This is a genomic window from Micromonospora sp. NPDC004704 (genome assembly GCF_053601675.1).
In genome coordinates this window covers 184,428-196,374 of sequence record NZ_JBSGCD010000007.1, presented here as the reverse complement: position 1 = coordinate 196,374, position 11,947 = coordinate 184,428, and the positions used below count along the sequence as shown (strand labels likewise).

At 66.4% G+C, this 11,947-nt stretch carries 13 protein-coding genes; 9 read left to right on the top strand and 4 right to left on the bottom strand.

The window, feature by feature from the left end; all coding sequences use genetic code 11:
• Positions 1-15: 15 nt before the first annotated feature.
• Positions 16-885: a helix-turn-helix domain-containing protein gene (locus ACWEFB_RS12350; RefSeq protein ID WP_452284889.1), complete on the top strand. Its 870-nt coding sequence runs from the start codon at positions 16-18 to the stop codon at positions 883-885.
• Positions 882-1,343, top strand: coding sequence for a VOC family protein (locus ACWEFB_RS12345; RefSeq protein ID WP_452284887.1), 462 nt, complete (start codon positions 882-884; stop codon positions 1,341-1,343). Before ACWEFB_RS12350 ends, ACWEFB_RS12345 begins: the two co-directional genes overlap by 4 nt.
• Before the next feature lie 61 nt (positions 1,344-1,404).
• Here ACWEFB_RS12345 and ACWEFB_RS12340 read toward each other — a convergent pair whose 3' ends face one another.
• The 3 genes from ACWEFB_RS12340 to ACWEFB_RS12330 form a co-directional block, all read right to left on the bottom strand.
• Positions 1,405-1,812, bottom strand: a complete 408-nt coding sequence (locus ACWEFB_RS12340; protein WP_452284885.1) for a G5 domain-containing protein — start codon at positions 1,810-1,812, stop codon at positions 1,405-1,407.
• Between the two features lie 650 nt (positions 1,813-2,462).
• Positions 2,463-3,143, bottom strand: coding sequence for a hemerythrin domain-containing protein (locus tag ACWEFB_RS12335; protein WP_452284884.1), 681 nt, complete (start codon positions 3,141-3,143; stop codon positions 2,463-2,465).
• A 250-nt stretch (positions 3,144-3,393) separates the two neighbouring features.
• Positions 3,394-5,484, bottom strand: coding sequence for a hypothetical protein (locus ACWEFB_RS12330; protein WP_452284882.1), 2,091 nt, complete (start codon positions 5,482-5,484; stop codon positions 3,394-3,396).
• A 267-nt stretch (positions 5,485-5,751) separates the two neighbouring features.
• Between ACWEFB_RS12330 and ACWEFB_RS12325 the strand changes: the two genes are divergently transcribed.
• The 7 genes from ACWEFB_RS12325 (at position 5,752) to ACWEFB_RS12295 (ending at position 9,539) form a co-directional block, all read left to right on the top strand.
• Positions 5,752-6,633, top strand: coding sequence for a helix-turn-helix domain-containing protein (locus ACWEFB_RS12325; RefSeq protein WP_452284880.1), 882 nt, complete (start codon positions 5,752-5,754; stop codon positions 6,631-6,633).
• The gene (locus ACWEFB_RS12320; protein ID WP_452284878.1) at positions 6,626-6,829 is read left to right on the top strand and encodes a DUF397 domain-containing protein; all 204 of its coding nucleotides are present in this window, start codon (positions 6,626-6,628) and stop codon (positions 6,827-6,829) included. Before ACWEFB_RS12325 ends, ACWEFB_RS12320 begins: the two co-directional genes overlap by 8 nt.
• Before the next feature lie 112 nt (positions 6,830-6,941).
• The gene (locus tag ACWEFB_RS12315; RefSeq protein ID WP_452284876.1) at positions 6,942-7,721 is read left to right on the top strand and encodes an 8-oxoguanine DNA glycosylase OGG fold protein; all 780 of its coding nucleotides are present in this window, start codon (positions 6,942-6,944) and stop codon (positions 7,719-7,721) included.
• A 195-nt stretch (positions 7,722-7,916) separates the two neighbouring features.
• Entirely contained in the window at positions 7,917-8,180 is a 264-nt protein-coding gene (locus ACWEFB_RS12310) for a hypothetical protein (RefSeq protein ID WP_452284874.1), read from the top strand.
• Positions 8,181-8,195: 15 nt separating this feature from the next.
• A complete protein-coding gene (locus ACWEFB_RS12305; RefSeq protein ID WP_452284872.1) occupies positions 8,196-8,456 on the top strand; it encodes a hypothetical protein in 261 nt (86 codons plus the stop codon).
• Positions 8,453-9,160, top strand: a complete 708-nt coding sequence (locus ACWEFB_RS12300) for a hypothetical protein (protein WP_452284870.1) — start codon at positions 8,453-8,455, stop codon at positions 9,158-9,160. Before ACWEFB_RS12305 ends, ACWEFB_RS12300 begins: the two co-directional genes overlap by 4 nt.
• Complete coding sequence (locus ACWEFB_RS12295) at positions 9,108-9,539, top strand: hypothetical protein (RefSeq protein WP_452284868.1); 432 nt, start codon at positions 9,108-9,110, stop codon at positions 9,537-9,539. The genes ACWEFB_RS12300 and ACWEFB_RS12295 overlap by 53 nt, the downstream gene beginning before the upstream one ends.
• Positions 9,540-9,825: 286 nt before the next feature.
• On the opposite strand, the gene ACWEFB_RS12290 is transcribed toward ACWEFB_RS12295, so the two are convergent.
• The gene (locus tag ACWEFB_RS12290; RefSeq protein WP_452284866.1) at positions 9,826-11,832 is read right to left on the bottom strand and encodes a DNA/RNA helicase domain-containing protein; all 2,007 of its coding nucleotides are present in this window, start codon (positions 11,830-11,832) and stop codon (positions 9,826-9,828) included.
• Positions 11,833-11,947: the final 115 nt, after the last annotated feature.

The window sequence follows — 11,947 nt, the reverse complement described above, 5'->3', positions numbered from 1 at the left end:
TGGCACAGTGACGAGATGAGTCAGGCTGGGCCGCTCTCGGACTTCGTCCAGTGGCGTCCGGCGCCGCCGCTGCGGCCGTACGTCGCCTGGTACAGCGGGTACCGGCAGGTCGGGGTCGAGCCGGCACGCCACCGGGGGCTGCCGTCGCCGTACCTGACGATGATCGTCACGTTGGACGACCCGCTGGTGGTGGCCGCGCACCCCGATCCGAAGGCACCCGCCGGCCGGTACGACACCCTCGTCGGCGGCCTGCACACCGCCCCGGCGATCATCACGCACGACGGTCGGCAGTCAGGGGTGCAACTGGCCCTGTCGCCGCTCGGCGCCCGTACGCTGCTCGGCCTGCCGGCCGGCGAACTCGCCAACGCGGATCTCGACGGTACGGACGTACTCGGGCGGTTCGCGGTCCGGCTACGGGAGCGGTTGCTGGCCGGCGACGGCTGGGCCGACCGGTTCGCCACCCTGGACTCGCTGCTGCTCGCCCGGCTCGATCGGGCACCGGGAGTCCGTCCCGAGGTGGCCTGGGCCTGGCGACGCCTCGGTGCCACCGACGGCTGCGTCCCGGTGACCGAGTTGGCCCGCGAGGTCGGGTGGAGCACCCGCCACCTGGGTCAGCGGTTCCGGGACGAGATCGGACTCAGCCCCAAGGTCGCCGCCCGGGTGGTGCGCTTCGACCGTACGCGTCGGGTGTTGTTGCGCCGGGCCTCGAACGGCGAACCGATCGCGCTGGCCGACCTGGCCACGTCCGGCGGCTACTACGACCAGGCACATCTGGCCCGCGAGTTCCGCGAGTTCGCCGGCTGTGCGCCGAGCCGGTGGCTGGCCGAGGAGTTCCGAAACGTCCAAGTCATGGAGACCGGCGACCCGGAAGACTTCGAATCATGACTGACGAAACGCCGTCGACCAAGACCGACAATGTGGCACCTCCACCGCCGCAGGTCTGGCCCAGCCTCACCGCCCGCGACGCGCTCGGGCTGATCAGGTTCCTGGTGACCGCCTTCGGGTTCGAGGAAACCGCCGTCTACGCCGAAGGGGACCGGGTCGACCACGCCGAACTCGCCTGGCCGCTCGGCGGCGGCATCATGCTCGGCACCGACCGCGGCACCGCCGACGACGCCTGGTCACTGTCACCGGGCACCTTCGGCGCGTACGTCGTCACCGACGACCCGGACGCGCTCTTTGCGCGAGCCACCGCAGCCGGCGCCAAGGTCGTACGGGGCCTCCACGACACCGACTACGGCTCGCGCGACTTCATCGTGCTCGACCCGGAGGGAAACCACTGGTCGTTCGGCACCTACCGAGGCGCACCCCGCCGGCCGTCCACGCCGTCCGACCGGGAGTGACCCGATGGAATATCCGGCGCCCCGTGGCCGAGCCGAGGCGCCGGACCGGTTAGTCGTTGGTTCAGTCGTCGCAGCCGTACCCGTCGTTGTCCCGGTCTAGGTCGTAGATGTCACTGCCGATCACCCTCACCGGGCCGGTGACGTACGCGGGTCCGTTTCCACTGCCACCCGCACAGTCCACATCACTGGCGATCGGTACGCATCCGCTGTAGTTCGGGTCGCATTTTTTGCTCTCCACCTTGGTGCCGACGGCGACCACCTGTGTGACCGGTGCCTTGGTCACCACCTCGCGAACCAGCTTTTTGCCGGTCTGCTTTCCATCGGTTGTGGTCACCTCGTAGGTGAGCGTCTTGACCCCGGCAACGCCCTTGGCCTTCGTTTTCTTGGTGCCCTTCGCGAGGGTGGCGTCGTTCACCGTCTTGGTGCTGAACGGAATCGACTTCGTCTCGGTGACGGTTTTCTTCACCACCGTGGGTGCCTTCGGCGCGCCTGCGGGAACCGGTACGACCGGCGCTGGCGGCGGTGCCGTGCTCGCCAAAGGTTCCGCAGAAGGCGTAGCAGATGGTGTCGCGGATGGCGTAGCACTCGCCGACTCACTCGCGGCGGCGGTCGGACCGGGCAACGCCTCGGAACCGGTCTGTGGGCCGCAGGCCACCAGCAGACCGACCGCAGCGGAAGCAACTATCCAACGGGTCGGTCGAATAGCGCGTCGAGCGCCGAACGGCCAGAGGACTCGCGATTCCCGCACCATCTCACTCCCAGCTGATACCGATTGAAGCCATGTACCGCACTTGACGTGTAGCAGTCTGACGACAAGCAGTAGTTACGCACACCGGCCGAGGGTGCGGTCGCCGGAAACAATCTGGTAATGAGCATCACCGGAAGGCCGATGACCGTTTGCGCGATCGACCACCGCCCGACAGGCGTCGCTTGTGGAGGTTGCCGACCGGACCGGATGGCCACTTTTCCGTCAGGCCTACGCGACCGTCTTCGGTATCCGGGCTTGAGAGTTGATGCGAATCCGCTCGGCAGTGAGTAGAGGGCCATCGTGCTACCGGCTGCACGACCCGTGCCCCCAACCGTCGGCCAGGGGCACGGGTTATCGCTGGATGCCGGCCGTCAGTGGGCGGCCACGCGGGTGGGGCTGGCAGTGCCGTGGATCCGCTTGGAGTGCGAGGCGAACAACCGGCGGGCGATTGTCGGCATGAGCAGGCGTGCCAGGAGCGGCATCGTGTCGAGGACCTCCTTGATCACCTGCGGGTCGCCCTCGTACATGACCATGCCGAAGATCAGGGGCAGCCGCTTCTTCGGCATGCCCGCCATGGAGTGCTGCCCGAGCTGCTCCCACTCCACTGCTGTGATGTGCTTCTCGGCCAGCGGAAGGATCCGCTCCTCCTCCATGCCCAGGTGCTCGATCAGCGATGCGTTCAGCCGGTCGAGGGCATCCGCCAGCGTCTCCCGACCGGTCGCGGAAGCGGTGCTGCGCCACAGGGGCAACGTCCCGTTGATCTCCGTGATGGCGTTGTCGACCGCCTGGTGCTGTGCCTCCATCAGGTGCACCAGGGGTGCGACCTCCTCGGCACCACGCTCCAGCAACTTCGGCCACAGCAGTTCGTCCTCACCGGTGTGGTGGGAGTGCAGCGCGGCGCAGAGGAGCTCGATGTGATCGCCGAGCAGTTCCGCGCGGGCGGTGTCGCCGTCCCCGACCGCCCGTACCAACGACGCTAGCTGGCCGAACTCACGCCGAAACGCGATATGTACGGTGTACATGTCGCGGACATCGGCCATCTTGACGCTCATGGTGGCTGTTCAGCTCTCTCTGCTCGTTCTGACTCGGACCCGACTTCTACACGGCCGCAGGCCCCCAGCGGTTCAGCGTCCGCTCCCGCCCGAGACATGGCTCGCGCTCCCTGCCCGCACCTGATGCCCCACGCCGCAGGGAACGACTGTTCCACAGCATTCACGCCAGGACAAAAGGGGTAATAGTGACTCATCACACAGCCGTCAGGTGCTACCAACACGTGGCCCCACACCGTCTGGCGCGCTCGGCTCAGCTCTCGGGCGGCTGTCCGGTCGACGCCTGCGAGGCCATGCCCAACGCCGCAAACGCGGCGATCACGTCCCTCGCGCTGGCCAACAGGCGAAGGTCATCCTCCTCACGCAGATAGACGTGGCATTCGTTCACACCGAACTGGACGGACACCTGCTCGCCACCGTGATGCGCGGCAAGCCGACGAATGAGCCGTTCCGGGTCTTCGATTGTCGTCGGATCGGGACACTGCGGTGCCGGGATCGGCTGGGCAGGGTCGGTCGGCACTTCGTCGGCGAGGGCGGTCTCCAGATATTCGAGTCCGTACGCGACTGCCGCCGCCAGGCTCGGCCGGGTGGGCGGGTCGATGGTGACGGTCGGCGGGTCAGCCGGCGTGAACTCGACGTGCCATGCCATCCCACCGGCACGTGTGGGGTCGCCCGCGTTGATCCGGTTGTCCCTCAGGGTGACAACGAGACCCAGACCGAGCCCGACAGCAAGCCGGACCAGCTCGGCCAGCGAGGGTACGTCCGGCGGGACGGCGAGCACGAGCAACCGGGCACCGGGATGCCCCCGTGCGGCCCGCGCGACGAACTGGGTCAGCCCGTCCACGTCGCTCCGATGCAGGGTTACCAGCCCTTCGCGCAGGTCCCGGTCAACCTGCCAGCCACCGTCGAGCTCGGTGAGGTCCTCCGGCCGTACGCCGATCCTGCTGGCCTGGGCGTCCAGCCGGTAGCGGTCGGGAAGCTGGACCAGCGACTTCCCGTTCGGGTGGGTGGCGACCTGCGGACTGGGCACGACCTCGCCGGCCCGCCACCGAAGATGCTCGACCCGCCGATCCAGGTCGGTCATTGTGACGACGACCCCGGAGTGGATCCGGTGGCTGTCCCCGCAGGTGTGGCAGGGCAGCGCAAAGGCGCGTACGCCCGCACCACCGCAACTGCCGCAGTCGGGGTCGACCGGGCTGCCACCGATGCTGCAGAGACAGGCCCGCAACCGGCTGCCGGGATCGCAGTCGGGGCAGGGCGAGTGTTCGATCGGCTCGCCGAGCCAGGTCGGAGCGGGCGGCTCCCAGCCACGCTCCAACACCGGCGTCACCCGTCGGAGGAGCTGACCGGTCTGCTGCTCGCTCAGGCTCTCGATGTGGCCGGTGACCCGCAAACTCGTGTGCCACCACCGCCCGTCGCGCCAGATCGCCTGGGCACCGGGCAGCGTCAGACCGGTACGCAGGTCGGTGCAGTCGGCAACCACCCGCCGTTCCAACTCGTCCAGGTTGACCTGAGTCCTGACCGGCACGGATTCGCCAGCCTGACGCAGGTAGTGGGCGGGTGCGGTCAACCCTCGGGCGGAGATGCCGCCGATCGCACGCAGGACGGTGGCGGCGGTGGCCGCGAGGGCCAGGCTGGTCGCATCCAGCCGGGGCCGCGCCGGCACCCTGGCACCGAATACGTCGTACCGAATGTTCCAGTAAAGCTGATCCTCGGTCCGGTTGCGCCGCGCCTCCACGACCAGATCGAGGCTGAGCAGGTCGGCAACCGCGCACAACTCGCCCAACCGCCGCTCCGGGTCGACCGGCGACGCGGCAATACTCCGGCCCAGATACAGGTGCCATCCCTCGCCCGCCTGGGCGGCGATCGCCGCTGCCTCCAGCGCCCGCCAACGTTCGAGCGGCAGGTCGGGTCGCCAGTCCCGGGGTAGGGAAACGTCCAGGTCGCCGTCCGGCCTCCCCCATACGTCGGACCAGGTGGCGGCCCCGACCGTGGCGGCCAGCTCGCCGATCAGCGGGCCGAGGCGCAGCCGCCAGCCGCCGCCGATGTCGGGCACGGGGGCCACCGTGCCGGGCTCGACGCTGGTCGAGGCGACCGCACCGGTGTCGACGTTGGCGACGGTGAGCACAATCTGCGCCCGCTGCCGGCCGCGTTGTCCGCACGTGTGGCAGGCAGTCGCGACCCTGCCCGATCCGCCGCACATCCTGCACTCCCGGTACGCCTCGCGCGGCACCGGATCGTCGGTGACCAGCAGCCGGTTCCCACCGTTGAGGCAAGCACACGGCCCTTCGGTGACGGTCGTTCCGGCGCACCGATGGCAGGTGACGACGATCGGCCCGGTCATCGGCGATCACTTGACCATTGACGAGAGACGGGTACGCACGCGACGGCATCAACCTTTCGGCGAAAAATTGTTGATCAGCTCGATGAGCTGAACGCGGACCGTATTGATGGTCGCCCTTACAAGCGTCATCTTGTAATGTGCGATACGGGGATCGCAATGAATTCTTCAGTGGAATCCGGCCACGCCCGTTCGCTTATTTTCGCGCAACGGGCAGGCGTTGCAGTGGAGGCGGCGGGATGTTAAAAAAACGAACGGGGGCGTGATCAAATGGCAGAGGACATGGGCTCGACGGTGCCCCGGCGGCAACTCGGCCGGACCCTGGGTCAGCTCCGTACCGAGGCTGGGGTGACCCTGGACGGAGCGGCCGAGACGCTGGAGTGCAGCCGGCAGAAGGTCTGGCGGATCGAGAGTGGACTCGGCTCGGTCCGCTCGCTCGACGTCAAGGCGATGTGCCAGCTCTACGACGCGACGCCGGAGCTGGTCACCGCCCTGGTCGGGCTGGCCGGCGAAACCAAGGCCAAGGGCTGGTGGCACGCGTACGGCGACGCCATCCCCGAGTGGTTCGAGATGTACGTCGGCCTCGAAGCCGCCGCCTCCCGCATCCGACGCTATGACGAGACACTGGTCCCAGGGTTACTCCAGACCAAGGACTACGCCCTCGCTGTGTACCAGCATCGGACGGAGATGCCCTTCGAGGAGCGGGATCGCCTGGTCGAGATCCGACTCCAACGACAGTCCCTGCTGACTCGTCGCCTACCACCTGCGCCCAGGATGGAGGTCGTCATCCATGAAGCAGCCCTGCTACGGATCGTCGGAAGCCGGGAGATCATGGCCGAGCAGCTACGTCACCTGCAACAGGTCAGCGCCCTCCCCAACGTCTCCATCCGGGTGCTCCCGCTCACAACCGGGCTGCATCCCGGCGCCGTTGCCGGGACGTTCGTCATGCTCAGCTTCCCGCCAGGCAACCGGGCGACCCCGGAGCCTCCGCTCATCTACTGCGAGTCGCTGACCGGGGCGCTCTACCTTGATCGACCGGACGAAATCGCTGCCTACGAAAGCGTGTGGACTGGTCTGAACAGACTCGCCCTGAGTGAGGGACAATCGAGGCTCATGATCGACAAGATCATTGGGGAGGTCCACCATGATTAACCTGACCGATGCCGAGTGGCGCAAGAGCACCCGCAGTGGCGACAACGGAGGCGACTGCGTCGAGATCGCCGACAACCTGACCGACATCGTCGCCGTACGCGACAGCAAGGACCAGGCCGGACCGGTCCTCGCCTTCCACCCGTACGCCTGGTCCGCCTTCGTCTCCAGCGTCAAGGCCGCCACCCGCACTCGCTGACCGACCTGCGTCTCCCGGTGCCCCGGCTCTGGCCGGGGCACTTGTCTTTTCGGCTTGCAGGGAAGGCCGATCGGTCGCTGAATCAGTCGCATGCCCGTGGCAAAGTGCCGCCATGACTTACCGACACGATGACGAAGCCCGACGTGAGGCGGCCAGTCACCCACCAGCCCGAGAAAAGCTTGCGCGACTGCGGCAACTTTCTCAACGCAAGATCAAAGAATTGGGCCCGCTGGGCGTGCTCGCGCACCCCGTCGGGTTTTCCAACTCGGCCTGGGCCGACTCACTGGGACGGCTACCTGGTCACGTCGTCAACTCCGGAAAGATCTCCCGTGGGGATGTGTTCGACATCGCCGCAGAGGTACGTCAACACACACGACCAGCGACGGATCTCTTCACCGCCAGCTTCCTCTGGGGCACAGGCATGACCGGTTACGGCGCCTCCCGACACCACGACATCGCCGACACAGCGGGCGACCGCCTCGAGCCCGCATTGTCGTCGGCGTTAGCCGAGGCCGCCGAAGACCCGATAGCCGGCTACGCCGCGCTGTACGGCGGCGACGATCGGAAGACACGAGCGCGCGCCTTCCAAGCACCCTGGGCAAGGATCCACCGGTTCGGCCCCGCCTTCTTCACCAAGTTCCTGTATTTCTCCACCCCAGGCGCTCTGATCCTGGACAACGTTCTTGCCAACACGGTCCACAAGATCAGCGGGATGGAGCATCTCGTTACACCCGATGGCCGATCGGTGACCTGGACGCCCTACCGATACGCCGTGTACCTGCATTGGATGAATCAGACCGCCGACCAGTTGGCCATCGGACCGGATCTACTGGAGCTGACGCTGTTCAGCCCACCTCGGGGCTCGGTCGACTCGGAGGGCGAGGCCGCCTGAGCCACCCCCGGCCTTCTGCCGCAGCGTCCACCACTACGACCGATCAGCGCACTGTCGGTTTCGGGGCTGCGATCGATCGATCACTCCCGATAGTGTTCGGCAGACCACTCAAACGTGACGACCGCTCGGGTTGTCCACGCGAAGTTGCCCGCACGAGTGGTCAGCCCGTGACAACGGCGAGCCGAGGGAGCGGATGTGGCCAGCATCGAGGAAGTGAAGGCGGCGCTGATGCAGGCCGCGGAGCAGGGCAACACCACGGTCAGCCAGATCCAGGGCGCGATCAGCAGCACCGAGCAGCTACTCGCGCGGCTCCGCGCCGTCGCGGCCGGCTCCGGCCACCAGACCATCGGCGAGGCCATCGCCCGGGCCGAACAAAGCAAGCAACGCCTCAGCGAAGCGGCGACCCTGATCCAGGGCAGTGAACAGGCCGCCCGCGCCTACATCGGCCTCCTCGGCTGACCCGGAGCCGAGCCGGTGAGCATCAACGAGGTGAAGGCGACCCTGCGTCAAGGCATCCAGGCGATCAAGCATGGGCAGGACACGTTCGAGCGGGCGGCCAGCGATGCCACGGAGGCAACGCGACGCGCAATGCGACTCCTGCATGACAGCCAAAATGAGCACGTCGATGAAGTCCGGGACAATCTGGACGACGCGCAAACCGAGGCCGACCGGACCCTCGGCCGTTTCGCCGCCGCAGCCGAGGATGCCGGCACCTACCTCACCAAGCTCGGATGACCGTCAGCATCGGCGAGGTCGTCGGGCAACTGCGCGCCGTGCTCGAAAGCCTGGACGCCGCCGCCGTCACCGCGCTACGCGCCCAGGCCGACGCCGACCAGGCAGCGAACCACTTCGCCGAGGTTGCGATGGGGACCGACCACAAGGAGATCCGCGAGGCCATCACCGCCAGCCGCACCGCCAGCCAGAAAGCAGCCAGGTACGCCCGCCTCCTGGCGAAGGCAAACGAGAGCCTGACCACCTACCTCAACACCATCGCCCCCGGCTCCGTACCCGCTCACCAGGCTGCCGACTCGGCGACGCCTACCGGCGAGCAGATCCTCACGGATTCGGTCGAACGGTCAAACGCACGACGAAGCATCGACAGCTACCTGGGTAGGATGACGCGCGGTGTCGAGAACCTCCAGGACGCCGCAAAGAATTCGACCGAGACGGTCCAGCAAGCAGTCAACATCGTCCGTAAGCCGCCGGGTCCACCCGGACTCCACCAGCCCGAGACGAGCACACCGACCATGCCAGCATCACCGCCCAGGCCGAAGATCGATGCACCCGAAGCAGCGGGACACATCGTCGTCGTCGGTCTGGTGACCGGGGTTGCGATATACAGGCTCAGCCAGACGATTAGCAACGGGATAGCGAGGTTGAGAAAAGATGGGCACAAGGATCGAACTGAGCGATCTGATCCGCGCGATAGCTCGCCGTGACTGGGGAAGCGCTGACCGCCTCATAGCCGAGCTCGACCAGTTGGGCTGGCAGGGCAGCACTCAGGTCATAGGTGCCGCGTTCGCGATAGCCGTTCACCGCCGGTTCGACTCGACCTCCGACCTGCGCGAAATCACGCGTCTGGTCGCCGAGACCCGGTCTCAGTTCGAGGACAGTCGCCAACTCTCCGCGCTTGAGATGGAGGGACTCATCAGGGCCGCGCTGGGCGAGGTCGATTTGGTCGACAGCATCACGCCCGACGACGCGCTGCAGATCCAGATCGTCATGCTCGGCAAGCTGTTGCGGGACGAGGATCTGACGGAGCCTCAGCTCGAGGAGTTCATCTCCGAAGTGGAGGAGACCGCAGCAAAGTTCATGTGATGCCAGGTCAGGCAGGGGTGACGGTAAGCGCCTGGCGGCATCCCTCGGCCAAGTCGGTCAACGTCCGCCGCGTCTCCTCAAGCCGCTGCTATCGGCAGTCGCCATCTCTCGGGGCAACCCCTTCGAGTAGCTCGCGCAACGGCGAAATCTGCTGAGCGAAGGTAGTCGTACGTGATCGACCAGTCATCGGTGCGGCGCCAGCCAGGGTGGAGCACAGGGTAGGCATCACCATTCAGGATGTTGTCCAGCCGACCGTTCAGGTCATCCACGCTGCCAGGATGCGCTATCAGTTGCGTTGCCGGTGTGGTGCAGGTGCTGCCGAATTGACGTCCGTTGATCCTGCCTCCTGATCAAGCGCGTCACCCGTTCGCGCTTTGATCCGGTAAACGCCCGCCTGCTCCTCATCGGTGGCTGCGCGCAGCACACGCGCAGGACCAACCAAATCGGCAAGGAACCGGTGGGTCGCCGCGTCGGTCGAGTAGATCAGGACGCCCTTCAGCCCTCGTGTGAGCAGAACCTTGTACGCGTTTTTCAGCAGTGGATCCGCATCCTCAGGAGAGGGTGGCTCCTCGCCGTTGAATGCTGGATCCCGTGACGCGCCGAGGCGAGTGGTGAATTGACCATCACGAACCACCAGGTCGGGACCGATGATCACCCCGTTCCAGTCGTACTCGAAGCCCTGGGCCGTGTAGATGCAGCCGATCTGCCCGAACCCGGCGGGATCGGTCGCCCAGTAGGCACTTGTCGGTACCCCGCCCTTGGGGTAGTCCTCAGACGCGTTCCATGGACGCTTCCAGTCGCCGATCACTACGTCTGGGACGAGAGTGCCGTCTCGTAACGGCTTCTTGCTCCAGCGCCAGCAGAAGCCGGCGGTCATCCGAGCTGTTGAGCCATCCTTCTGCTGCCGAGCGAGCAGCGACTCCATCACCTCTGGTGTGTCCACCACTCCAACATGAAAGCGGTCATCCCCCGGCCACGGATACGGGCCACCTTCGGTCAGTCCGAGCAGCCGATCGACCCATCGCTCGAACTCGACGCTCCCGCCACAACGGTGCTGTCCGTTGAGGTCGATCACCTCGAACTCGTAGCCCGCGTGCCGTGCGTGGTCGCTGATGGCACGAACGGTGCCCATCTCGCCTGGCCGCACCGCCTGACGGTCGTCAAGGAAGAAGACCGGCACCTTGGCCGCGTCGATCAACTCCTCGATCTGCGTCACTTCACCGCGTATCTTGCCCTTTTTCGACCACTCGCGGATGCGGTGCGATTCGTCGCAGACGAGCACGTCGAGATCGTCCCGCCCGGCCTCCATGTAGTCGTAGAAGTATTTGAACAGAGGCGCCTGGCGCGAGCTACGAACCTCGGGATCACGGGCGGCGTACCGCTGCATGCTTCGGGTGAAGGCACGAGAGCCGGTGGCATGGGCGATCAGGCGCCCCTCCCTGGCAAGCGCGGCAAGCAGCGACAGCGCGATGACGCTTTTTCCGCTACCTGGGCCGCCACTGACGATGACGACCTTTTTCCGCCGTCCGCGCTGCGCCCGGCGCACCGCCAGCTGGACCTTTTCGAAGGCTTCCCGCTGCCGGTCGAGCAGGACGAAATGGCTACGGTCCGCGAGTTCGTCAGCGGCATACGAAAGCAGTTGGCGACTCGGCCGGACCGCGCTCTCGAGCAGACGATCGGCCACTCCCCTACCCGGAGCAGGGCGCAGGTGTGACTTCACGAACGCGACGAGTTCGCGCCGATCGTCCCCGGTGAACAGCCGTACCCGATCGGTCTCGAACCGGCGTGGAAACGCGCTGGCCCGTTGGCCACGTACGTTATGAAGGAAAGCCAGGCCACGCAATGCCTCGGGCCACTCCCACAGCACGGCGAGGAAATCGGCCACGTAGTCGCAGTACCCGGTGACCTGGGTCATCGGGTGTAGCTGCAGCTTTTCGACCCCGCTCGCCTTGACCAGGTGTTCGGCATCATCGACAGGTTCGGCGCCGGACCACTGTTTCAGCTCGACGACGAGATAGGAGTCTCGTCCTGTCTCGGGATGAAGACCTGCCAGGATGACGTCCACCCGACGGCTGGTCTGCGGTAGCTGGAACTCGACCAGCATGTCGATGTTGCCGAGACCTGTGGCGATCAGCGGCGTCACCAGCGCGGTAAGGCTGTTCATCCAGGAGTTTCGCTCGGACTGCTCCGGCTGGTGGCCTTTCGCCAGCAGCTTTGCTTCGATCCTCGGCACAAGCTCACGGGTCTTGATCAATCGCCAGATATCTTCGGGCGAGCTGTGGAACGCCGACACCGGTGGAACCCCCGACAGCACGAAAACTCGTGCGGTGGGGGCGTGTCCGTGTTCACCGAAAGCCCGTCGATCCGCCTAACCGCTCAAACTGTAGCCACCTCGGCCGCCTATAGCT